The 20,724-nt window shown below is 59.6% G+C and carries 25 protein-coding genes; 18 read left to right on the top strand and 7 right to left on the bottom strand.

Going from position 1 to position 20,724, the window contains the following annotated elements; translation table 11 throughout:
• Positions 1-153: 153 nt before the first annotated feature.
• The gene (locus ATE40_RS18355) at positions 154-918 is read left to right on the top strand and encodes a CDP-diacylglycerol diphosphatase (protein WP_063918687.1); all 765 of its coding nucleotides are present in this window, start codon (positions 154-156) and stop codon (positions 916-918) included.
• A 15-nt stretch (positions 919-933) separates the two neighbouring features.
• Here the strand turns inward: ATE40_RS18355 and ATE40_RS18350 are convergent, their stop codons facing one another.
• Together ATE40_RS18350 and uriH are read right to left on the bottom strand one after the other, a co-directional pair.
• A complete protein-coding gene (locus tag ATE40_RS18350; protein WP_063918688.1) occupies positions 934-2,625 on the bottom strand; it encodes a PglL family O-oligosaccharyltransferase in 1,692 nt (563 codons plus the stop codon).
• A 691-nt stretch (positions 2,626-3,316) separates the two neighbouring features.
• Entirely contained in the window at positions 3,317-4,258 is a 942-nt protein-coding gene (uriH, locus tag ATE40_RS18345) for a uridine-preferring nucleoside hydrolase UriH (RefSeq protein ID WP_019453164.1), read from the bottom strand.
• A gap of 207 nt (positions 4,259-4,465) precedes the next feature.
• On the opposite strand from uriH, the gene ATE40_RS18340 reads away from it, so the two are divergent.
• Complete coding sequence (locus tag ATE40_RS18340; protein WP_019453163.1) at positions 4,466-4,741, top strand: zinc ribbon domain-containing protein; 276 nt, start codon at positions 4,466-4,468, stop codon at positions 4,739-4,741.
• Positions 4,738-5,082 carry a hypothetical protein gene (locus ATE40_RS18335; protein WP_063918689.1) on the top strand — a complete coding sequence of 115 codons (345 nt, stop codon included), beginning with the start codon at positions 4,738-4,740 and terminating at the stop codon, positions 5,080-5,082. Before ATE40_RS18340 ends, ATE40_RS18335 begins: the two co-directional genes overlap by 4 nt.
• Here the strand turns inward: ATE40_RS18335 and aaeR are convergent.
• The gene (gene aaeR, locus ATE40_RS18330; protein WP_025160124.1) at positions 5,073-5,984 is read right to left on the bottom strand and encodes an HTH-type transcriptional activator AaeR; all 912 of its coding nucleotides are present in this window, start codon (positions 5,982-5,984) and stop codon (positions 5,073-5,075) included. The two genes, ATE40_RS18335 and aaeR, sit on opposite strands and share 10 nt — an antisense overlap.
• Positions 5,985-6,298: 314 nt before the next feature.
• On the opposite strand from aaeR, the gene aaeX reads away from it, so the two are divergent.
• The 5 genes from aaeX (at position 6,299) to ATE40_RS18305 (ending at position 10,471) form a co-directional block, all read left to right on the top strand.
• Positions 6,299-6,502, top strand: coding sequence for a p-hydroxybenzoic acid efflux pump operon protein AaeX (gene aaeX, locus ATE40_RS18325; RefSeq protein ID WP_004936952.1), 204 nt, complete (start codon positions 6,299-6,301; stop codon positions 6,500-6,502).
• 7 nt (positions 6,503-6,509) lie between these two features.
• A complete protein-coding gene (gene aaeA, locus ATE40_RS18320) occupies positions 6,510-7,445 on the top strand; it encodes a p-hydroxybenzoic acid efflux pump subunit AaeA (protein WP_025160123.1) in 936 nt (311 codons plus the stop codon).
• Positions 7,445-9,412: a p-hydroxybenzoic acid efflux pump subunit AaeB gene (gene aaeB / locus ATE40_RS18315; RefSeq protein WP_019453159.1), complete on the top strand. Its 1,968-nt coding sequence runs from the start codon at positions 7,445-7,447 to the stop codon at positions 9,410-9,412. Before aaeA ends, aaeB begins: the two co-directional genes overlap by 1 nt.
• A gap of 280 nt (positions 9,413-9,692) precedes the next feature.
• Complete coding sequence (locus tag ATE40_RS18310; protein WP_019453158.1) at positions 9,693-10,166, top strand: ribonuclease; 474 nt, start codon at positions 9,693-9,695, stop codon at positions 10,164-10,166.
• Between the two features lie 5 nt (positions 10,167-10,171).
• Positions 10,172-10,471 carry a barstar family protein gene (locus ATE40_RS18305; protein ID WP_019453157.1) on the top strand — a complete coding sequence of 100 codons (300 nt, stop codon included), beginning with the start codon at positions 10,172-10,174 and terminating at the stop codon, positions 10,469-10,471.
• A 30-nt stretch (positions 10,472-10,501) separates the two neighbouring features.
• Here ATE40_RS18305 and yjgA read toward each other — a convergent pair whose 3' ends face one another.
• Positions 10,502-11,050: a ribosome biogenesis factor YjgA gene (yjgA, locus tag ATE40_RS18300; RefSeq protein ID WP_019453156.1), complete on the bottom strand. Its 549-nt coding sequence runs from the start codon at positions 11,048-11,050 to the stop codon at positions 10,502-10,504.
• 179 nt (positions 11,051-11,229) lie between these two features.
• Between yjgA and pmbA the strand changes: the two genes are divergently transcribed.
• The gene (pmbA, locus tag ATE40_RS18295) at positions 11,230-12,570 is read left to right on the top strand and encodes a metalloprotease PmbA (RefSeq protein WP_063918690.1); all 1,341 of its coding nucleotides are present in this window, start codon (positions 11,230-11,232) and stop codon (positions 12,568-12,570) included.
• A 138-nt stretch (positions 12,571-12,708) separates the two neighbouring features.
• A complete protein-coding gene (cybC, locus tag ATE40_RS18290) occupies positions 12,709-13,095 on the top strand; it encodes a cytochrome b562 (protein ID WP_063918691.1) in 387 nt (128 codons plus the stop codon).
• A gap of 4 nt (positions 13,096-13,099) precedes the next feature.
• Here the strand turns inward: cybC and ATE40_RS18285 are convergent, their stop codons facing one another.
• Positions 13,100-13,882 (bottom strand): AraC family transcriptional regulator, encoded by a 783-nt coding sequence (locus tag ATE40_RS18285; RefSeq protein ID WP_019453153.1) that lies wholly within the window; start codon positions 13,880-13,882, stop codon positions 13,100-13,102.
• A gap of 199 nt (positions 13,883-14,081) precedes the next feature.
• Entirely contained in the window at positions 14,082-14,333 is a 252-nt protein-coding gene (locus ATE40_RS24970) for a hypothetical protein (RefSeq protein ID WP_235049918.1), read from the bottom strand.
• On the opposite strand from ATE40_RS24970, the gene ATE40_RS18280 reads away from it, so the two are divergent.
• The 3 genes from ATE40_RS18280 to ATE40_RS18270 are packed head-to-tail and all read left to right on the top strand — an operon-like array spanning position 14,226 to position 17,279.
• On the top strand, positions 14,226-15,620 hold the full coding sequence (locus ATE40_RS18280) for an FAD/NAD(P)-binding protein (protein WP_244889097.1): 1,395 nt from the start codon (positions 14,226-14,228) through the stop codon (positions 15,618-15,620). The genes ATE40_RS24970 and ATE40_RS18280 overlap by 108 nt on opposite strands.
• Entirely contained in the window at positions 15,617-16,498 is an 882-nt protein-coding gene (locus ATE40_RS18275) for a formyltransferase family protein (protein ID WP_019453151.1), read from the top strand. The genes ATE40_RS18280 and ATE40_RS18275 overlap by 4 nt, the downstream gene beginning before the upstream one ends.
• Complete coding sequence (locus tag ATE40_RS18270) at positions 16,491-17,279, top strand: sulfite exporter TauE/SafE family protein (RefSeq protein WP_019453150.1); 789 nt, start codon at positions 16,491-16,493, stop codon at positions 17,277-17,279. The genes ATE40_RS18275 and ATE40_RS18270 overlap by 8 nt, the downstream gene beginning before the upstream one ends.
• A 37-nt stretch (positions 17,280-17,316) precedes the next feature.
• Here the strand turns inward: ATE40_RS18270 and rnk are convergent, their stop codons facing one another.
• Positions 17,317-17,727: a nucleoside diphosphate kinase regulator gene (gene rnk, locus ATE40_RS18265; protein ID WP_004936993.1), complete on the bottom strand. Its 411-nt coding sequence runs from the start codon at positions 17,725-17,727 to the stop codon at positions 17,317-17,319.
• A gap of 444 nt (positions 17,728-18,171) precedes the next feature.
• Between rnk and ATE40_RS18260 the strand changes: the two genes are divergently transcribed.
• Genes ATE40_RS18260 through ATE40_RS18240 form a run of 5 tightly spaced genes read left to right on the top strand, consistent with a single transcriptional unit; the run spans position 18,172 to position 20,665 of the window.
• On the top strand, positions 18,172-18,498 hold the full coding sequence (locus ATE40_RS18260; RefSeq protein WP_086012753.1) for a glycine dehydrogenase: 327 nt from the start codon (positions 18,172-18,174) through the stop codon (positions 18,496-18,498).
• Between the two features lie 36 nt (positions 18,499-18,534).
• Positions 18,535-18,900, top strand: a complete 366-nt coding sequence (locus tag ATE40_RS18255; RefSeq protein ID WP_019453148.1) for a glycine-rich SFCGS family protein — start codon at positions 18,535-18,537, stop codon at positions 18,898-18,900.
• Positions 18,900-19,196: a DUF4312 family protein gene (locus ATE40_RS18250; protein WP_019453147.1), complete on the top strand. Its 297-nt coding sequence runs from the start codon at positions 18,900-18,902 to the stop codon at positions 19,194-19,196. Before ATE40_RS18255 ends, ATE40_RS18250 begins: the two co-directional genes overlap by 1 nt.
• A 30-nt stretch (positions 19,197-19,226) precedes the next feature.
• Positions 19,227-20,003 (top strand): DUF4311 domain-containing protein, encoded by a 777-nt coding sequence (locus ATE40_RS18245; RefSeq protein ID WP_004937006.1) that lies wholly within the window; start codon positions 19,227-19,229, stop codon positions 20,001-20,003.
• Positions 20,004-20,014: 11 nt separating this feature from the next.
• A complete protein-coding gene (locus ATE40_RS18240) occupies positions 20,015-20,665 on the top strand; it encodes a DUF4310 family protein (protein WP_004937013.1) in 651 nt (216 codons plus the stop codon).
• Positions 20,666-20,724 lie beyond the last annotated feature (59 nt).

The following is a 20,724-nucleotide window of genomic DNA, read 5'->3' as shown; positions in this document are numbered from 1 at the left end:
AGGGGCCATGCAGTGGCCCCTTAATCATTCCCCCTGTTGCGGCTTGCTCGCATTCATAACGTTAAGCGCGGCAGGACGCCGCATCCCAGCAGGCGTGCCTGCGCCCATTGATGGAATGAAATTGACGTGGCGAAAAAACAGAACACTTCGAGGATGAGGCGTTTGGCATTATCCGCCCGGCGTTGGCTGCTGGTGCTGGGCGTTCTGTCCCTGACGGGCTGCGCCCGTTCAGATGCGCTGTGGGGCGTGGTCGATAAGCTCTGCATGGCCAACTATCAGCAAAAACGCAATCCGGCCCCGTGCGAGCAGATTTATATGCCGCAGGGTAAAGCGCAGGGCTTTAGCGTGCTGCAAAACCCGCGTTCCCCTTATCACTTTATCCTGGTGCCGACGGCGCCGCTCTCCGGCATTGAAAGCCCGCAGCTGCTGGCTGGGGAACGGACGGATTATTTTGGCTATGCGTGGCTGATGCGTTACCGGTTGGCCGCCGAGTATGGCGGGCCGGTGCCGGATGATATGTTGGGCATGGCGATCAACTCCGCATACGGCCGCAGTCAGAACCAATTGCATATTCACCTGACCTGCCTGCGCGAAGATGTGCGGCGTCAATTGCAGGCGGAGCGCCCCTACATACAGGAACAATGGCGGCCTTTGCCGGATAAGCTGTTGCGCCACACCTACTATGCCCGCCGCGTGATGCAGCCGACCGCGATGGGCATTTACCCGATTAAGGACGTCGCGCAATATTTCCATTTGTCGCCGTCGCAGCTGGCGGAATATGGCGTGGCCATCGTCCCGACCACATTTGCCGGCCGGCAAGGGTTTATCTTGCTGGCCTCGAAACGTGGCTGGGACGTTGGCAATCGCGCGTCGGTAGAATCGTTGCTGGATAAAGAGTGCGCGATTTTGCCACGTTGATCGCGGCGTTCTTCCCTATCTGAACCGCGCATCCCGCGAAAACAGGAAGGCGGCTTCCCGCTGGCGAGCATCGGCTTCCGCCTGAGCGCCCTGGTAACGCAAGATCATGATCAGCGTGGCGTAGACGTTGGCGTCGATACGGCGCAGCAGATAGGCATTGGCCCACTGTCGATAGCCGGTCAACAGGGCGTCATCACGCGTCTGGTTATAGACCAGCAGCGAATGAGATTGCTCGTCGAAGGTTTTGCGCTCCCGGTAGATCCAGGCGGCCGGCGGCGGCATCTGCTCGATGCTGTCGATGGTGGTCAGCATGGTGCGTTCCGACTGGGTGAGCGCCATGCGCCCTTGCCAGGCGAAGACCGCCATCACCAGCACGCCGATCGCCGCCATCGCCACCGTCAGGCTCAGGGCTTTGGCGAACGGCAGCGGGCGGGGTTCGCCGGTTTGGCCGTCCAGCAACGCCAGCAGCAATAGAAACGCCAGCCAGTGCGGCGCAGACAGATAGAAAGGGTATTCCAGCTGAGTGTGCACCAGCATTGGCAGCAGCACCAGAAACAGCCCGACGCGCGCGCCGGCCGGCTGCTCGCGATCCCGTTGCCAGGCGCGTTTCAGCAGCAGCGCGCCGGCGGCGAGGAGGATAACGATACCCGCCAGCGCCGGCAGGCCGCCCTCAACCCACCACAGCAGGATTTCATTGTGTGGATGCCCGGCGACCTCCAACACTTCTCGCCAGGGCATTTCCTGCAGACGGAAATGCGCGAAGCTGTATTCAAAGCCGCCGTAGCCCCAGCCCAGCAATGGTTTGGCCAGGATCATGGCGCCGACGTCATGCAGCATGGTCAGGCGCGTGCCGTTGGAGGGAGAGCGATCGAGAAAGCCTGTTTGTTCGCCCAGACCGAAACCGGTGAGCTGTATCGTCACACCCAGCGTCAGTCCCAGCGTCAGGGCGCAGCAGGCAAGGCGGGCGGCCCGTGGTCGCCGACGGCCGAGCCGCCACATCAGCAGCGAGGCCGCTACGGCGCCTCCCAGCCAGCCGGCGCGGGACTGAACCAACACTAGTACGGTGACGAAAGCGGTCAACAGCGTGAACAGCAGCGCCTGCCGTTTGCGCTCGCTGCGCGCGGACGAAAGAGCTGGTAAAAACAGCATCCACAGCGCCAAAGCCAGCCCGGTGGCGATAAAGCTGCCCAGCACGTTCGGTTGCTGAAAGACGCCGTAGACCCGGCCGCCGTTAGGGGCTACCCAGGCCAGCACGGGAGCGAACAGCTGCAGAGCCGCCAGCAGCGCCTGAACGCCGACGGCGAACAGCAGGCCGTACAGCAGCAGGCTGCGCTGCCGGGGAGTTGGGCGCAGCTGCAGGCAGGCGACATAGAACAGCCAACCGCCGAACAAACCGGCGCAGCGCCACAGGGCATCTTCGCGCCACTCGGAGCGGGTATACAGCAGCGGCAGCGCCAGCACGGCGATGCCGAGCAGCAACAGCCGGGCGGTAGGGGTAAGCGAAAGACGGGTACGGCCAAGGCAAACGGTGAAGGTCACTATCAGCGTAGTGAGCGCCATGGCGCTCCAGGCCAGAATATTTTGCGGCAACGCCAGGCCACCGCCGCCCATGTTGGGGTGATAAACCGGCAAAATCACCGCCATCCAGATCAGCAGCAGGGGCAGCACGGCGGCAGTCGGTATGTTAACGGGGGATTTATCGGTCATGGTTAACCCGCCATGTCTCGATATCGGTTATTGAATGCATGTTTTTATTATTCCCTGTCTTTTATTACGGTGTTTAAATTCGCTGATGCTTCAATTCCTAAAAACATTATGAAAATTGAAAGTGCTTCATGTGGAAATGATAATTTATTTTCACACTGAGAATACGGGGTGCTGCTTGTATAAAGAAAGGTTAAGCCGTATTGGTTCACCTTTAAAAGGCATTTTAGGTGTGTAAAAATAGAGGTGTCATTTTCTCAAATCTATTGCGATTCAGTCAATTTTTCATTAAATAATTTTATTTTTTGATTAAAATCAATAAATTGGACTCATTTTTGGTGTGAGCTGGCGCAGTGGGTGAGTACGACGACGGATTGTATCGACAGGCAAGATGGAGAATAAAGGCGTCAATCCTCTGTTAAGTTTATGTTGCCAATGCCGGTGTGGCGACCGCAATTTATTGTGTCTTCATCTGTCGCTTTTTTTCATATTTGATTTGAGTGCTGTGATTTTATTTTTATTAAGATTTTTCTCGTCTTTGAGTGTTTTTCATGGTTTTTATTCAATGCTCTATTGTTAGGAATATTCTGCTGTCTTGAAAATAAAAGAGGCCATGGCCTGAGCCTCACGCTTGACGCGATATGATGCAGACTAACGCGCCCGTAAAAGCGCGTTAATCTCGTCTCTCATTCGCTTACTCCACCTCACCGATCCGCTCCAGCGCATCCACCACCAGATCCCAGAATTTATCCTGATCCAGTTTGACCGCCACCTGGGTGTGGCAATCCGGCGGCGGCGGCGCGCGGAAGTCCGCCACCGTCATGCCTAGCGTCAGGGTGCCGGTCAGTTCGATATCCACCGGTGCCTTGCGCACCGTCATCACGCTGGGATCGATCACGTAGGCGACTGCGCAGGGGTCGTGTACCGGCGGGGCGCTAAAGCCCTGCGCCTGTTGGTACATACGGCCAAAGAATGCCAGCAGTTCGCCGACGAACGTGGCCGGCCGGGTGCCGAGGGCGGCGATGCGTTCGCAGATTGCTGGCGTGGCCAGCGCCTGGTGGGTGAGATCCAGCCCGACCATGGTCAGCGGCCATTTTTCGTTAAACACGATGTGCGCCGCTTCGGGGTCGATTTTGATATTGAATTCCGCCACCGCGCTCCAGTTGCCCACATGATAGCCGCCGCCCATCAACACCACTTCCTTGACCCGTTCGGCGATGCGCGGCTCTTTGCGCACCGCCATGGCGATATTGGTCAGGCCGCCGGTCGGCACCAGCGTCACGCTGCCGGGCGGATGAGCCATCACCGTATCGATGATCAGATCTACCGCATGGCGCGTATCCAACTGCAGGTGGGGCTCCGGCAATACCGGGCCATCGAGGCCGGAGTCGCCGTGAATGTCAGGCGCCACTTCGATATTGCGCACCAGCGGGCGCGGGCAGCCGGCGGCGAAAGGCACGCCGGTGATATTGGCGATGCGCGCCACCGCCAGGGCGTTGCGCGTCACTTTGTCCAGCGTTTGGTTGCCCACCACGGTGGTGACCGCCAGCAGGTCGATCTGCGGATTGCCCCAGGCCAGCAGCAGGGCGATAGCGTCGTCATGCCCCGGGTCACAGTCCAGTATGATTTTTTTCATGGTTATTCCTGATGCAGGGAGAGGTTCCCGCAGCATAACGCAGTGCGGCGAGGTGGGGGAATGCCGATGCGAATTTTGTTAACTACATCAAAGCCTTGCCGATCATTCGATGTAATGAAACGTAAATCCTGCTCGCCGGGCTTTACCCTGGAGTTTACTCCAGGGTTTACAGTGAGGTTCAGCGTTAATGCACAGAGGAGAGGCGTGATGAGCTTACTGAAAAGGTTGTTGGGGCAAGGTGGTGTTAACGGCGGTCATCAGCGCGCGGGTCACCGCGGCGGGCATCATGGCAACCGCTATAGCCAGCATGGCGATCAGGGGCCGCAGTGTCCGGAATGCCAGGCGGTGAATAAATCGGGCGCGCGTTACTGTCACCGTTGCGGCCAGCCGTTTGCCGCGGTGAGCGCCACCTGCGGGCAGTGCGCCGCGCCGCTGCCGCCGGGCAGCCGCTTTTGCCCGCAGTGCGGCGGCGGCGTACCGTGAACCGGGGCGGTTGGACACTCGCGCTGTTGCTCGGCGCGATGGTGCTGTGGACGCTGCTGGCCTGGGGCGTTGCCGGTATGCTGGCCTGGCTCCCGGCGTTGGCGGAGGCGGCCGGCGACGCATCCCTGCCGGTAAACGGCGCGCTGAGCCTGGTGCCGCAGACGATGCTGGACGCCTGGCTGCCGTGGCTGAAACAGCTGGGCAGCGGGCTGGCGAGCTATTTTCCTCTGTTGCTGACCTGGGCGGGTTACGCCGTTTGGCTGCTGTGGGGCCTCGGCATGTTGGCGCTGATGCTGCTGGGCGCGCTGGCGCGCCGCTATTTGAGCGCCGCTCAGCGATAGCCCTGATAGACCGCCGCTACGCGCTCGAAATAGTCGGTTAAATAGTTGATGCACACCTGCACCTTCAGCGGCAGTTTGTCCTTTTCGGTATAGAGCGCGTAGATCGGCCGCGGATCCGAATGGTAGCTTTTGAACAGGATCTCGATCTCGCCGCGTTTGATCTCTTCGATCACCCACATCAGCGGGGCGTAGGCGATGCCGGCGCCGTTTTTCAACCAGCGGATCATGGTGGAGGAGTCGTTGGTCACGAAACGCCCCTGCGGCGAAATGCGCGTGGTGATGCCTTCCGGCGACATCAATTCAAATTCGCTGTCGGGCCGCACGCTGTATTCCAGCCAGGAGAAGTTAACCATGTCGCTCGGCTTCTGCGGCGTGCCGTGCTGGCTCAGGTAGCTTTTGGCGGCGCACACCACCATCGGCATCTGCCCCAGGCGGCGAGAGAACAGGCTGGAATCCTGCAGCGCCCCGGTGCGGATCACCAGATCCAGCCCGTCGGCGATCAGATCCGGCGCCGGTATGCCGGTCACCAGGTTGACCGTCAGGCCCGGGTACTCTTTCATCATTTCGGCGGTCATGTTCGCCAGCACGTTTTGCGCCATGGTGGAGGAGCTGCCGATGCGCAGCGTGCCGGCGGGCGTATTGTTAAACGCATACAGCTGCTCATGTACTTCACTGACTTCCTGCAGCATGCGCCGGCAGCCCTGATAGTAGATTTTGCCGGCTTCGGTCAGGCCGATGCTGCGCGTGCTGCGGTTCAGCAGCTTGACCTGCAGCTCATTTTCCAGTTTCGAGACGGTTTGGCTGATCGATGAAACGCTCATGTCGAGCTGGCGCGCGGCCGCGGTAAACGACCCGAACTCAACCACTTTGGCGAATACCGACATCCGTTTTAATCTTTCCATTATTCACTCTGGCTTAAAAGTGATTTAGATCACAGATTGTTGATGCCTTGATAGTAAGCAGGCTAATATAACGTGGTCGGGTGAATAGACCTTACCAACGTGCGAGAGCGAGCGGCCCTGCAATCCTGCCGCTCCTCCGGCACCCTCGCAATCCCTGTCGTGGATGTCAGCCCCAAAGTTTAACCTTTTTTCGGGTTCGTGACCTGGACAAGCTGTCCGGTCAAGATTTGTGGCGCGCGCACGCTAAAATGTAAAGAGAATGTGAATGGCAAGGCCCGTCGTCCCCCGGCGCAGTGAACAATAAGGAAAAAGTGATGAGTTTGCTTCCGGTTATGGTCATCTTCGGACTGTCGTTTCCGCCGGTGTTTTTCGAGCTGTTGGTGTCGCTGGCGCTGTTTTTTCTCCTGCGCCGCCTGCTGCAGCCGACGGGGATTTACGATTTTGTCTGGCATCCGGCGCTGTTTAACACCGCGCTGTATTGCTGCCTGTTTTATTTGATTTCATGTCTTTTTGTTTGAGGTCGCTGTGAAAAATTTTTCGATAAAAATAACCCGGATCGCGATCACTTTGATTCTTGTGCTGCTGGGGATCGTTGCGGTGTTCAAGGCCTGGGTGTTTTACACCGAGTCGCCGTGGACGCGCGACGCCAAGTTCACCGCCGACGTGGTGGCGATCGCCCCGGACGTCAGCGGCCTGCTGACCGACGTGCCGGTGGTGGACAACCAGCTGGTGAAAAAAGGGCAGGTGCTGTTCGTGGTCGATCGGCCGCGCTATGAGCAGGCCCTGGCGGAAGCCGGCGCCGACGTCGCCTACTACCAGACGCTGGCGGCGGAAAAACGGCGTGAGGCCGGCCGCCGCGTGAAGCTGGGCGTGCAGGCGATGTCGCAGGAAGAGATCGACCAGTCGAACAACTCGCTGCAGACCGTGCAGCACCAGCTGGCGAAGGCCGTAGCGGCGCGCGAGCTGGCGCAGCTGGATCTGGAACGCACCACGGTGCGCGCCCCGGCCGATGGCTGGATCACCAACCTCAACGTACACGCCGGCGAATACATCACTCGCGGCTCGGTGGCGGTGGCGTTAGTGAAGAAAGACTCCTTCTACATCCTGGCTTACCTGGAAGAAACCAAGCTGAGCGGCCTGAATAAGGGCGACCGCGCGGAGATCACCCCGCTGGGCAGCAACCGCATCATGCACGGCACCGTCGACAGCGTGGCGGCGGCGGTAAACAACAGCAGCAGCACGGTCAACAGCAAAGGGTTGGCGTCGATCGACAGCAACCTGGAGTGGGTGCGCCTGGCGCAGCGCGTGCCGGTGAAGATCCTGCTGGACGCCAAGGATCAGCAGCATCCGTACCCGGCCGGCACTACCGCGACCGTGGTGATCGTCGGCAAGAACGACCGCAATGCCGACAGCGGCTCGCCTTTTGTGCGCCTGATGCACCGGCTGCGTGAGTTCGGCTGATGAACAGCCCAACCTTCATCCGGCTGAGATTTGCCTTCAAACTCAGCTTCGCGATTGTGTTTGCGCTGTTCGTCGGCTTCCACCTCAATCTGGAAACCCCGCGGTGGTCGGCGATGACCGCCGCCATCGTCGCCGCCGGCCCGGCCTTTGCCGCCGGCGGTGAACCCTTCTCCGGCGCCATCCGTCATCGCGGTTGGCTGCGCATCATCGGCACCTTTATCGGCTGCTTCGTCGGCCTGATCATTATCATCACCACCGCCCGCGCGCCGGTGGTAATGCTGCTGCTGTGCTGCATCTGGGCCGGGTTCTGCACCTGGATTTCTTCGCTGATCAAGGTGGAAAACTCTTACGCCTGGGGGTTGGCCGGTTATACCGCGCTGATCATCATCGTCACCGTCGCCACCAGCGAAGCCCATCTGTTGGAAGCGCCGCAGTTCGCTATTGAGCGTTGCAGCGAGATCGTGCTGGGGATCGTCAGCGCCGTGCTGGCGGATCTGCTGTTTTCGCCGCGCTCGATCAAGCAGGACATCGATCGGGCGGTCGATCAACTGCTGGTGGATCAATACCGCCTGCTGCAGATGTGCATCAGCAACGCCGATAAAGAGGACATCGACCGCGCCTGGAGCAACCTGGTGAAGAGCACCACGGCGCTGGACGGCATGCGCAACAACCTGATGATGGAGTCCTCGCGCTGGCAGAAGGTCAATCGCCGGGTAAAAGCGTTGCATACCCTGTCGCTGACGCTGATCACTCAGGCCTGCGAAACCTATCTGATCCTGCTGAATCACCCGGACGCGTTGCAAGCGAGCCTGCGGGAGCAGCTGATGGTGCCGGCGGAAAACCCGCCGGAGATCCACAAACGCATGAAGCTGCTGCGCCAGGTGCTGACCACCCATCGCTCCGATGAAACGCTGCCGACCATCACCGGCTGGGTCGGCGCGGCGACGCGCTACCTGCTGCTGTCGAAGGGCGTGCATACCAACGGCAGCATCAGCGCGGTTGAAGAGGACGTGTTGAGCAAGGAAACCGTGGTCAAACCGACCTCGGCGGAAGGGCACCACGCGATGATCAACGGCCTGCGCACCTTCGTGGCGACGGCCTTCGGCAGCCTGCTGTGGCTATGGACCGGTTGGACATCCGGCAGCGGTTTTATGGTGATCATCGCGGTGATCACTTCGCTGGCGATGCGTACCCCGGCGCCACGCATGGTGGCGATGGATTTCGTGCTGGGGATGCTGGCGGCGATCCCGGTCGGTTCCCTGTTCTTCATGGTGATCCTGCCGGCGACGCAGCAGAGCATTCTGCTGTTGTGTCTCAGCCTCGGTCTGCTGGCGTTTTTCATCGGCATCGAGGTGCAAAAGCGGCGGCTCGGTTCGCTGGGGCTGTTAGCGGGGACCATCAACATTCTAGTGCTCAGCAACCCAATGGAGTTTAACGTGACCCAGTTTCTCGACGGGGCGCTCGGCCAGTTCCTCGGCAGCTGCGTCGGGCTGATGGTGCTGCTGCTGATCCGCGACAATTCGCGCGAACGCACCGGCCGCACGTTGCTCAACCAATTCGTCAGCAGCGCGGTGTCGGCGCTGACCACCAAGGCGGCGCGCCGCCGGCAGAACCACTTGCCGGCGCTGTATCAGCAGCTTAACCAGCTGCTGATGATGTTCCCGAACGATATCGCCAAGTATCGTCTGGCGCTGAACCTGATCATCGCCCATCAGCGCATGCAGCGGGCGGAAATCCCGATCAGCGAAGAGCTGTCGGCCTTCCACCGCCAGATCCGCAGCACCGCCGATCGGGTGGTCTCCGCCAAGAACGACGTCAAGCGCGCTTATTACTACGATCGCTTGCTGGGTGAAATGAACGAGTACCAGCAAAAGCTGGTAGACAATCAGGCACCGCTCAGCGTCACCGGGCCGGTGAAACGCCTGGCCGACATGCTGCATCGCTATCGTCACGCATTGATCGATTGATGCGTTCCCACCTGTTGCGCCGCGCGATGCGGCGCCTTCCCTGACTATACTGAAAGCAATGCCTGGCACGGCGGGTCGTCTCATGTGAGACGGCCCGTTTTCAGAGAGACTCCGAGTGCCAGAACGGCTGGAAAGTGGCATCATTGTCATGAATGGATGAAACCTTCGCCGCCGCGAAAACGTTACGCGGCGGTCATCTTAGTTTCATCCAGAACGGCTATATACCTAACTAGCCTGGGGGAGCTGCGGCGCCTCCCGCGGCATAATTTCAGGGAATGTCATGAACAAGCGGATTCTGTTGGCGATCGTCATCGCCGTCGTTATCGCCGTTTTCAGCGCCTTGCGCGGCAACGAGCACCGAGCGATCGGCGGCAACCCGGCGGTAACGCAGGCACCGGCATCGGCGGGGCAGCCGCAGAGCATCGATCGACTCACGCAGCAGCAAACGGTGGTGAGTTACCTGCAGCAGCATCAGCGCCTGCCGGACTATTACGTCACCAAGAAGCAGGCGCGCGAGCAGGGTTGGGATCCGCGTTCAGGCAACCTCTGTTCGGTATTGCCGGGCAAGGCGATTGGCGGCGATCGATTCTCTAACCGTGAGGGGCAGTTGCCGACCGCCGGCGGCCGGGTTTGGCGCGAAGCGGACATCAATTACCAGTGTGGCCGGCGCGGCGCCGATCGCCTGCTGTATTCGAGCGACGGTCTGATCTTCGTCACGCGCGACCATTACAAAAACTTCATTCGTGTGGAGTGAGTTTGATGGCAAAAGTAGAGTTTGATTTTGAGCAGATCCAGGATGTGCCGGCCTTCTACCGCGATTTCGCGCACAAGTTTGCGCTGAACGAGGAGTTTGGCGCCAACCTCGACGCGCTGTGGGACGTGGTGACCGGCGATATCGGTTTGCCGGTGGAAATCGAGTTCACCCACCTGAATGCCCGCAGCAAGCGTCGTTTCGGCGCGATCATTCTGCTGTTTGAAGAGGCGGAAGAAGAGCTGGAAGGCAGCCTGCGTTTCAATATCCGCGAAAGCAGCGGCGAACCGGCGCATCACCGGGGATGAAACGGGTTCATCCCGGGATGGCGGCGGCGCTTAGTCGGCCGCTTCGGCCAGTTCGCGCAGGTATTGGAAGATCTGGCGGTAAGCCTTAGGCGGCTTGTTGGCGGCCTTCTCTTTCTGCGCGTTGCGCACCAGTGAACGCAGCTGTTGGCGATCGGCGGCCGGGTACAGATCCAGGATCGACGGGATAGCGTCATCGCCTTCTTCCACCAGGCGGTCGCGCAGCGCTTCCAGCTTATGGAACAGCGAAACCTGCTGGTTGTGGCGGTTTTTCAGCTTGTCGAGAGCGGTCTGGATCGGCTCGATATCGCGGGCGCGCAGCATCTTGCCGATCAGCTGCAGCTGACGGCGACGGCCTTCTTTCTTGATCTTTTGCGCCAGCTCGATGGCGGCGCGCAAATCTTCGTCCAACGGAATGCGGTCCAGCGCGTTTTTGCCCAGATCGACCATTTCGGCCCCCAGGTCTTTCAGCGCTTCGGCATCACGTTTAATTTCACTTTTACTGACCCAGATAATCTCGTCATCGTCCTCGTTTTCATTCTCCGGGACATCGTCGAGCCAGTCTTCAGGCTGTTTGTTCATGGTAGGCTCCGTTAAAAAGAGGCTAATCCTAACAGGTTGCCGGCTTTATGCGAAATTCAACGCGGTTCCTGTTAGACTCAACGGCAGAGATCTCAGGATTTTTGCGCGCCGCCTCGCGTGCACAACTACGCCGCTCCGGCACTTTTCTCAACGATTTTCTGATTAATTATGGCAGATTGATGAAAGTAGTCACTCAAGTTGCAGAACAGCGCAAGGCGCTGGAACAGGCCGTTTCTCAGGCGCTGGAGCTGGCCCGCGCCGGTTCCGACGCGGCGGAAGTCGCGGTCACCAAATCGACCGGCATCAGCGTCAGCACTCGCTTCGGCGAAGTGGAAAACGTCGAGTTCAACAGCGATGGCGCGCTGGGCATTACCGTGTATCACCGCCAACGCAAAGGCAGCGCCTCATCCACCGATCTCAGCCCGGACGCCATCGCCCGCACCGTGCAGGCGGCGTTGGACATCGCGCGCTACACCTCGGAAGATCCTTGCGCCGGCCCGGCGGAGAAAGAGTTGCTGGCGTTTGAGGCGCCGGATCTCGATCTGTTCCACCCGATCGAACTGGACGCCGATCGCGGCATCGAGCTGGCGGCGCGCGCCGAGCAGGCTTCGCTGGCGGCGGACAAGCGCATCACCAACACCGAAGGCGGCAGCTTCAACAGCCACTACGGCATCAAGGTGTTCGGCAACAGCCACGGCATGCTGCAAAGCTACTGTTCCAGCCGTCACTCGCTGTCCAGCTGCGTCATCGCGGAGCAGGACGGCGACATGGAGCGGGATTACGCTTACACCATCGGCCGGGCGATGGGCGATCTGCAAAGCCCTGAGTGGGTGGGTCAGGAGTGCGCCCGCCGCACGCTGGCGCGTCTCGCGCCGCGCAAACTGTCGACCATGAAGGCGCCGGTGCTGTTCGCTTCCGAGGTGGCCACTGGGCTGTTCGGCCATCTGGTGGGCGCCATCAGCGGCAGCAGCGTTTATCGCAAATCCACCTTCCTGCTGGACTCGCTCGGCAAGCAGATCCTGCCGGCGTGGCTGACCGTCGAGGAGCATCCGCATCTGTTGAAAGGGCTGGCGTCGACGCCGTTCGACAGCGAAGGCGTGCGCACCCAACGGCGTGATATCGTCAAGGACGGCGTGCTGCAGACCTGGCTGATGACCAGCTATTCGGCGCGCAAGCTGGGCCTGCACAGCACCGGCCATGCCGGCGGCATCCATAACTGGCGCATTGCCGGGCAGGGCGCCGACTTTGCCGGCATGCTGAAACAGCTTGGCACCGGCCTGGTAGTCACCGAGTTGATGGGGCAGGGCGTCAGCGGCGTCACCGGCGATTACTCGCGCGGCGCCGCCGGTTTCTGGGTGGAAAACGGCGAAATCCAATATCCGGTCAGCGAGATCACCATCGCCGGCAACCTGAAAGACATGCTGCGCAACATCGTCAGCGTTGGCAGCGATATCGAAACCCGCAGCAATATCCAGTGCGGTTCGGTGCTGTTGCCGGAAATGAAGATCGCCGGCCAGTGATCCCCAGCGCAGCCGGCGCCCGCCGGCTGCGCATTATCCTGTCTCAACCTTGCTTACAAATCTCCGGTTTCGATTTCGCCCGGCCTTGCCTATGGTAACGGTGGGTTAATTAAAACAATAACTGGAAGGTGAGCAAACATGCAGAATACCCTGAAAGCGCTGGCGGCGTTGGCGCTGCTGGCGGCCAGTTCGCTGGCGGTCGCCGCCGATCTCGGCGACGATATGGACACCCTGGCGGAAAACTACAAAACGGTGCTGAATACCGACTCCGCCGCCACCCTCAAACAAAGCCTGCAGAACATGCGCGCGGCGGCGCAGGATGCCAAACTAGGCACCCCGCCGAAGCTGGAGGACAAAGCCGCCGACAGCCCGGAAATGCAAGATTTTCATCGCGGATTGGATACCCTGATCGGCCAGATCGATCAGGCATTGGCGCTGGCCAGTCAAGGCAAAGTCGCCGAAGCGAAGCAAGTGGCGCAGGGCTTCAAGCAGACCCGCGACGCCAACCACAAGAAATTCCGCTAATCCGTCAACCCTCGCGCCCATCCTCCGTCAGATAGGCAGAGGGCGCCTGCCCCAGCACGCGGCGAAACATGGTTGAAAACGCCGCGCTGCTGTCATACCCCATCTCCATCGCCACCTGCGTCACGCTGCACCCTTCCGCCAGCAGCGCCAGCGCCAGCACCACGCAGGCGCGCTGGCGCCATTGCGAAAACGGCATACCGGTCTGCGCGCGAAAGAAGCGGCTGAAGGTGCGAATGCTCATGTACAGACGCGGGGCCCACTGCTGCGCGGAGTCGTGGGCGTCGGGATGCTGCAAAAAGGCGTGGCACAGCTCGCCGAGCCGCGGATCGGCGGGCAGCGGGATATGCAGCGGCAAGGGCTGCAGCCGGGCCAGCTCGTGCAGCAGCAGGGTCGCCAGCGCCCCGTCGCGTCCCGCTTGCTCATACTCCAGCGGCATATCCACCGCCGCCATCAACAGCTGGCGCATCAGCGGGGTGACGCTGACCACCTGGCATACCTGAGGCTGTGCGGCGGACAAGGCGCCGGGTTCGAGGTACAGGCTGCGAGTGGTGACGCCGACCATCCTCACCGCGTGCGGCATCTGCGGCGGCAGCCACACCGCGTGCTGTGGCGGGACCACCCAATTGCCTTGCTGCGTGAAAACGTGCATCACGCCGGTGGCGCCGTACAGCAACTGCGCGCGCCGGTGGCTGTGCATCGGCAGCAGATGCCCCGGCGGATAGTCGGTACCGATGGCGATCACCGCGCGCGCTACATGGTCGAAGTCATCAATGCGAACATTGCGCATGTATCCCCTTTGGCGAGCAGATTGGCCGAAACGCAATGATAGTTGGCCCTTCATATAAAGCAAGCCAGCTCCCCGGGTTCTACTATCGGGGCAGAAAAATAATGCTTGTCCGGGGCGCCGTTATTTTATCGGCCAGGAAGCCCGTGCAAGTTTTCACACCGGGGTGGGACGAGCGTTCTCGTTCTCGCAATACAAGAAGTTAATAAGGAATAAAGCGTCTTTTTATTCCAACACCTGAAGCAATAGTTCTTAGCGCAGTTAAATGACTATAAGGTGATATTTCATGTATAAGTTCGGTGTGATTGGCGGCGGAGCCGCCGGGATCTCTTTTGCCTATAACTTTATAAAAAATAAGTCGGTTAATCATTGCAAAAGACCGCTTTCCCTGACGGTTTTCGACAAGCAGGGCTTCAAGGGCGGGATGGCATACAGCAGCGATTTTGACAGCCATATATTAAATATGACGCCGGAAAATATGTCGGCGGATATTTTCGACGAAGCGCATTTCGTCGATTGGATCGCCATGCATTTTCCGCAATTTTGTCAGGATCGTTATCCGCCGCGCTGGCTATATCGGGAATATCTCGATTTTATTCGCGACATGACAATGTATATGGCGGCGGACAGTAACGTGATATTGAATTTCGTGACCGCCGAAGTGAACGCCATCGCGCCGCACGAGGCGGGCTATCGGCTGACCACCGCCTGCGGCGCCGTCGAACAGATGAACGCGCTGGTGCTGTGTTCGGGGCACAACCCGCCGGAATGTCTCTATCCGGTGGACGGGGTGATCGCTTATCAGGCGCATCAGGAGCTGCCGCCGATCAACCCTTACTCGGCCATCGGTGTCATCGGCTGCAGCCTGACGGCGATCGACGCCATCGTTGAACTTATGGAGCGTTTGGGGGCGACCGATATCTGTGCCCTGTCGCGTTCCGGTCTGTTCCCCAGCGTGCAGCCGGCGCTGATGCGTCCGCCGCCGGAATCGTTTGTGACGGAGCTGCGGCGCTTTGTCGCCGGCAATGATTTTATTGATGCGCATCAGCTGGTGCATGCGATCAACGCCGCGCTGGCGCGTCACTATCCGGGGCCGGAGCGGTTGGTGGTGCTTTCGGCGCTGGGGGAAAGGCGCGACTGTTATCGCGATCTGGCGGACAGCCTCGATCGGGCGCGCTTTGCCCGGGAACATATCTGCAGCTATCTGGCGGCGATCCATCCGACAGTCTGCGCTGCCTGGGTCAAGATGGATGCTCATAACCGGCAGGTCTTCATGCGTTTTTACAACTCCTCCTGGATGCGCAATCGGCACGCCATGCCGATCAAAAACGCCAACAAGATCGCGGCGGCCCTGGAGAGCCAGCGTCTGCGCGTCTGTGGCGGCCTGGCGGATATCAGCAAGGGAGCGGACGGGTTTATCCTGCGTTGCCATGATGCTCGGGTGCATACGCAATACCTGTTCAACTGCACCACACCCTCTTATCAACTGCCGCCCAATCGCCTGAGCCATCAGCTGCTGGAGGATGGGCTGGTGCAGGAGAACCTGTTCGGCGGCGTGAAGTGCGACCCGCATACGCTGAAAATCGCGGACCGCCGCGGTCGCGAGCAGCATCTTTACTCGCTCGGCGCGCCCGCCAAGGGCGACCTTTTCTACACCTCGGCGATGGAATCCATCACGCGGGATATCAGCAAGATCGTGTTCAATAACCCTATTTTCAATGCAAAGAAGGCTGAAGTATGAAAAACGTAGCGCTCTTTGTCGGCAACGACATTTTCTCCTGGCTGGTGTGCCAGGATCTGATCGCCGCCCTGAAGGACGACTGTGCTTTTACGGTGTATTTCCCCCTGGCGAAAAGCGCCGGACGCACACAGGAGCCGGCGGTTCGCCGACTGGGGTTGTATGAGCGCGAAGTGCTGAATGATTTCGTGTTTCCGTTCGTTGGCCGCAACGCCGGCGCCTGCGAGGGCGCCTATCAGCCGCCGGCCCTGTTCCTGGCCGCCGCCGGGGTAAAAGCGCATCGCGTTCTCGACATCAACGACGCCACGTTTATCAGCAGCCTCGGGCATATGGACGGGGTGATCTCCCTGCGTTGTTATCAGAAATTTTCCGCTGACTATGTGCGCGCCTTCAGCCGACGCGGCAAGCTGCTGTGGAACCTGCATCCGGGGGATTTGCCGCGCTATCGCGGGGTGATGACGCTGTTCCGGGCGATGATGAACGGTGACAAGGATTGTGCGGTGACGCTGCATGAAATGGATGAGCACTGGGACGCGGGGCCGGTGCTCGCCCGCTTGCCTGCCGAGCTGCGTCACGACCTGTCGTTCCTGGAAAATATGATGCTGCTGGGCGTGCAGAGCGGCGGCTTCCTGGCGCGCCAGCTGATGCGGGCGGAGCACAGCGAAGCGATAGCGGCGGAGAAGCAGGGCGATTCGCGCTATTGGGGCTTCCCGGACGCGCAGACGCTGGCGCTGGCGGAACAGGCGGGCATTGAGCTGGTGGACCATGACGCCGTGCGCGAGCAGTATCTGGGGCTGTTCGTCGGCGATCGTTTCCACCCGCTGGCGGGGCAGTTCTGCGCCGGGTTCGACGACTTCGTTCGGGCGCACGGCCATGATTGAAACGCTCATCGTGCTGGGTGCCGGTTTTCTGACCGGCATCACCACTATTCTGTTCGGCTTCGGCGGCGGTTTTGTGGTGGTGCCCTTTGTCTATCATTTGATCTCCGCGTCGGGCGAGCAGCCCGGTCAGGCGATGCATATTGCGGTGGCGACCTCGACGGCGGTGATGATCCTCAACGCCAGTTACGCCACCCTGACCAACTGGCGCAGCGGCAACCTGCTGCGCGAAACCATCGTGCCGCTGATCTTTTTCATCGGCATCGGGGCGGCGCTGGGCGCGTTCGCCTCCTCGCTGTTGGCGGACGGCGTGATACGCGGGCTGTTCGTGGTCTATATGGCGGTGACCATCGCTGACTGTCTGTTCCGCCGGGGCTTCCTGATCAAACCGGCGCGCGCCGAACTGTCCACCGCCACGCTGTGGGGCGGCGGGCCGCTGATCGGTGGCATCGCCACTCTGCTGGGGGTGGGCGGCAGCGTGATGACCGTGCCGCTGCTGCGCCGCCATGGTTATGACATGAAGTATTGCGTCAGCGCCGCCAACCCGTTGTCGATCCCGGTGGCGGTGATCGGCGCGCTGATGTATGTCGTGTTGGGGTGGCGCGAGATGAGCGGGCCGCAGTATCTGGGCTACGTCAATCTGAACATTCTGGGGCTGCTGGTGGCGGCGGGGATTGCGGGGATCGTGTTTGCCAGGCGCTGTTTGCCGAAGGTGAGCGATGCACTACATGCCAAAATCTACGTACTGCTGCTGATCGCCGTGCTGATCGCCATCTGCCTCTGAGACAGAAAGGGCGGCCGGATGCCGCCCTGATAACCGCTTAACGGTGGTATTCGCCCGCCGCTTCCGGCTGGTACAGCAATTCCAGCACTTCAATCCGCGCTTCTTCACCGTTCGGCAATTGCCAGGAGATCTGCTTGCCGACGTGCATGCCGAGCAGCGCTGCGCCCAGTGGCGCCATCACCGACAGCTGATCGTGGCTGTCTTTCAGCGATGCCGGATAGACCAGCGTGCGCACGTGCTCTTCATCGGTGTGCAGATCGCGAAAACGCACGCGGCTGTTCATGGTCACCACGTTGGCCGGCATCTTCTCAGGCGGCAGGATCTCCGCGCGATCCAATTCGTCGTTCAGCGCAGCGGCGACGTCGGTGTTGGCAAAGGCCGGTTGTTCCAATAGCGCATCCAGGCGTTCCGCATCCAGCTCATTAATAGTAATGATGGGCTTGGTCATTCCACTCTCCAGTCAAATCAAAGGGTGCCAGTCTGTGCACCCATAAATTCGGAAAAACAACACAAAGCAACACCCCCGCGCCAGAGGAGCGGGGGTGTGGGTAATGTCGGTTTGTCCTATTGATAGTAGGCGGTTGAGGCGAGAAAAGAAAGAGATCCCGATCACGAAGGCTTTTATCGTCAATCGTGGCAAAAGAAACGGTTAGCCGGGTTATGTATTTGTTATCTCATTTACTTTTTCGCCGCCGCGCCGTTTTGCGAAATGGATCTCCGCGCGTCATTCGATTTCCACTTCGAACTGGAAAAAACCGGTCTACACAGAAAATCCTGGCGGGGGTAGGGTAAAGACATCACAGAAAGCGGGTTATTCAGGTGATGCGCTTTACGGCTTACTGATTAATGTGGGATCTAGGGGTACTGAAAAGTGAATGATGGATCTGCTTCGATAAAAGAAATTGAACAATCCGATGTCAGCGAAGCCGGGGCGATCACCGCTCGGGTATTGGCGGATATTACCGCGATGCTGAATGCCGACAATATTTATACCAATGCGGTGCAGCAACAGATGCTGGAGTCGCATATTCGCGCCATGGTGCTGCGTTCAATAACCGGTGAGCCATTGCCGGAAGTGGATAAATCGTTATTCGACGAAATCTCTGCCGAATCCATGCAAATGGCGGAGCGAGTGGTGAATCAGTTTGGCACATTGCCTATCGAAGAAGCCTATTTGCTGTCCGTGCACTTCGAAGTTGCGAAAGATAATAACGCATAGCGGTTAACGCATCGATTTCAATCAGGAGAATATACCATGGGTCAAATTACCGTAGTGATCGGCGATCGTTTGGGTAAAGGGCAAAAAGTCGGACAAGGCGTTGAAAGCGCAGGTGGAAAAGCGGTGGTCATCCCCGGCGTGGCGGCGGATATGAAGCTGGGCGACGTGATGAAAGCGGAAAACGCGCAGCTGGGCATCTCTTTTTGCGGCAGCGGCGGCGCCGGTGCGATTACCGCGCAAACCAAACACGGCTACAAGGCAAAATACGGCATGCGTTCGGTGGAAGAGGGCGTGACGGCAATTAACGAAGGCTACAACGTGCTGGGCTTCGGCTTTATGGATAAAGAAGAATTGGGCCAGAAACTGGTGGAAGCCTACGTCAAAAAACATGGCAATCCATAATGAAAGAGCAATATACCACATCGGTAAAGGTGGAGGGTAAAGGCGACAGCAAAGCGAAAGCTTTTGCTTCCGCCTTGGCTAATGTGCAGGGCGCGGTATTAAAATCCACCAATAATATTCTGCTGCGCATCGAGCCGCAGGACGTCAGCGTCTTGAAAGCGGAAGAGAAAATAACTAAAGAGAAATTTCTTTTCTTCTTTTTGCCGCGCGAAAGAAAAAGCTATGCCGTTTCTCTGGAAATAACCGTGAACGTAACCATTATCAACACCGAGAAGGTTGTCTTCGTCACGAAATAAAAACGTTAGCATAAATGAAAGGGTATACTGATGTTTTTAATCATCTTATTTAAATCGATTATTATCGGTGGACTGGTGGGGGTCGGCGTAGGGGCCGGCGCCGCGCGCATGTTCCACGCACCGACCACACAGGGCATGGGGGCGTTTCGCACCCTGGGCGAGCTGAACTCCTGCGAGGGCGATCCGGCTTCCCATTTCTCATTCGGTCTGGGCTTCTTCTTCAACGCCTGGGCGTCTTCCGTGGCGGCGGGTTCCTTCACGCAGGACGTCGACCACCGCATCATTCCGCACTGGGGCGCGGCGGCCTTGATGGTCAAGAACCGCAACCTGGCGCAAACGCTGCACGATCCGAAAAAAATGGCTATCGCCTGCGGCATCATCGGCATGCTGGTGGTGGCCTTCCTCAACACCACCGCTTCCGCCGTGCCCGCCGCGCTGCAGGTCACCGCGATCAAGGTGCTGGTGCCGGCGGCCAACCTGCTGGTGAATACCGTGATGCCGGTGATCTTCTGGTTGGCGGCGATCGACGCCGGGCGCCGTTCCGGCTTCTGGGGCACCATCTTCGGCGGCCTGGCGCAGCTGATCATGGGCAACGCCGTACCGGGCCTGGTGCTGGGCATTCTGATCGGCAAAGGCGTGGAAGAGAGCGGCTGGAACAAGATAACCAAGATCATGATGGCGGTGATCGTGCTGTTGTTCGTGCTGAGCGGCTTCTTCCGCGGCTTCGACATGAAAGTTCTCGAGTCCTTCAGCCTCGGCGTGCCGGGCTGGCTGGACGCCATTCACAACACCCTGAGCGGTAAATAAGGAGCGGGATGATGGAAGAGCAAACCCAAAAAGGCTTCTGGTACGCCGACTGGTCATTCCCGATTTTTGTTGGCCTGCTGTCCTCCGGCGTGTTCGCCGGGACGCACATGTACTACCTGTACGGCATCGGCGCCTTTAACGAAGTGGCGTTCGTCTCCATGCTGCGGGCAGGGATGGATACCGGCGTGTACGGCGCGGTGGCGGCGTTCGGCGCCAGCTTCCTATTCGCGCGCATCATCGAAGGCTCGCTGGTGGGCATCCTGGACATCGGCGGCGCGATCCAGACCGGCGTCGGGCTGGGCGTCCCGGCGCTGCTGCTGGGGGCCGGCATCGTGTTCCCGGTCGCCAACTTCGCCGCGTCGCTGGCCACCGGTCTGATCATCGGCCTGGCGATCGGTTACGTGATCATCCTGGCGCGCAAATTCACCATCAATCAGAGCAACTCCACCTACGGCGCGGACGTGATGATGGGCGCGGGCAACTCATCGGGCCGTTTCCTCGGGCCGTTGATCATCCTGTCGGCGATGACCGCTTCGATCCCGATCGGCATCGGTTCGCTGCTTGGCGCGCTGCTGTTCTATATCTGGGGCAAACCGATCACCGGCGGAGCGATCCTCGGCGCGATGATCCTGGGAGCGATCTTCCCGGTAGCCATTTCTTAAGAGGCCTGCGCCAGGCGCCGCCCGATGCTGCGGCGGCGCCCGGGCTAACAGGAGCAATG

This window comes from Serratia surfactantfaciens (assembly GCF_001642805.2).
In the GTDB taxonomy this organism is placed as follows: domain Bacteria; phylum Pseudomonadota; class Gammaproteobacteria; order Enterobacterales; family Enterobacteriaceae; genus Serratia; species Serratia surfactantfaciens.
The sequence above is the reverse complement of the archived record's forward strand: the minus strand, read 5'-3'. Positions and strand labels throughout refer to the sequence as shown.

Excerpts from the sequence above, each read along its gene's own strand:
- ATE40_RS18355 (WP_063918687.1), top strand. The coding sequence starts at position 154 with ATGAGGCGTTTGGCATTATCCGCCCGGCGTTGGCTGCTGGTGCTGGGC.
- ATE40_RS18350 (WP_063918688.1), bottom strand. The coding sequence starts at position 2,625 with ATGACCGATAAATCCCCCGTTAACATACCGACTGCCGCCGTGCTGCCC.
- uriH (WP_019453164.1), bottom strand. The coding sequence starts at position 4,258 with ATGAAAAAAATCATACTGGACTGTGACCCGGGGCATGACGACGCTATC.
- ATE40_RS18340 (WP_019453163.1), top strand. The coding sequence starts at position 4,466 with ATGAGCTTACTGAAAAGGTTGTTGGGGCAAGGTGGTGTTAACGGCGGT.
- aaeR (WP_025160124.1), bottom strand. The coding sequence starts at position 5,984 with ATGGAAAGATTAAAACGGATGTCGGTATTCGCCAAAGTGGTTGAGTTC.
- aaeX (WP_004936952.1), top strand. The coding sequence starts at position 6,299 with ATGAGTTTGCTTCCGGTTATGGTCATCTTCGGACTGTCGTTTCCGCCG.
- aaeB (WP_019453159.1), top strand. The coding sequence starts at position 7,445 with ATGAACAGCCCAACCTTCATCCGGCTGAGATTTGCCTTCAAACTCAGC.
- ATE40_RS18310 (WP_019453158.1), top strand. The coding sequence starts at position 9,693 with ATGAACAAGCGGATTCTGTTGGCGATCGTCATCGCCGTCGTTATCGCC.
- ATE40_RS18305 (WP_019453157.1), top strand. The coding sequence starts at position 10,172 with ATGGCAAAAGTAGAGTTTGATTTTGAGCAGATCCAGGATGTGCCGGCC.
- yjgA (WP_019453156.1), bottom strand. The coding sequence starts at position 11,050 with ATGAACAAACAGCCTGAAGACTGGCTCGACGATGTCCCGGAGAATGAA.
- pmbA (WP_063918690.1), top strand. The coding sequence starts at position 11,230 with ATGAAAGTAGTCACTCAAGTTGCAGAACAGCGCAAGGCGCTGGAACAG.
- cybC (WP_063918691.1), top strand. The coding sequence starts at position 12,709 with ATGCAGAATACCCTGAAAGCGCTGGCGGCGTTGGCGCTGCTGGCGGCC.
- ATE40_RS18285 (WP_019453153.1), bottom strand. The coding sequence starts at position 13,882 with ATGCGCAATGTTCGCATTGATGACTTCGACCATGTAGCGCGCGCGGTG.
- ATE40_RS24970 (WP_235049918.1), bottom strand. The coding sequence starts at position 14,333 with ATGGCTGTCAAAATCGCTGCTGTATGCCATCCCGCCCTTGAAGCCCTG.
- ATE40_RS18275 (WP_019453151.1), top strand. The coding sequence starts at position 15,617 with ATGAAAAACGTAGCGCTCTTTGTCGGCAACGACATTTTCTCCTGGCTG.
- ATE40_RS18270 (WP_019453150.1), top strand. The coding sequence starts at position 16,491 with ATGATTGAAACGCTCATCGTGCTGGGTGCCGGTTTTCTGACCGGCATC.
- rnk (WP_004936993.1), bottom strand. The coding sequence starts at position 17,727 with ATGACCAAGCCCATCATTACTATTAATGAGCTGGATGCGGAACGCCTG.
- ATE40_RS18255 (WP_019453148.1), top strand. The coding sequence starts at position 18,535 with ATGGGTCAAATTACCGTAGTGATCGGCGATCGTTTGGGTAAAGGGCAA.
- ATE40_RS18250 (WP_019453147.1), top strand. The coding sequence starts at position 18,900 with ATGAAAGAGCAATATACCACATCGGTAAAGGTGGAGGGTAAAGGCGAC.
- ATE40_RS18245 (WP_004937006.1), top strand. The coding sequence starts at position 19,227 with ATGTTTTTAATCATCTTATTTAAATCGATTATTATCGGTGGACTGGTG.
- ATE40_RS18240 (WP_004937013.1), top strand. The coding sequence starts at position 20,015 with ATGGAAGAGCAAACCCAAAAAGGCTTCTGGTACGCCGACTGGTCATTC.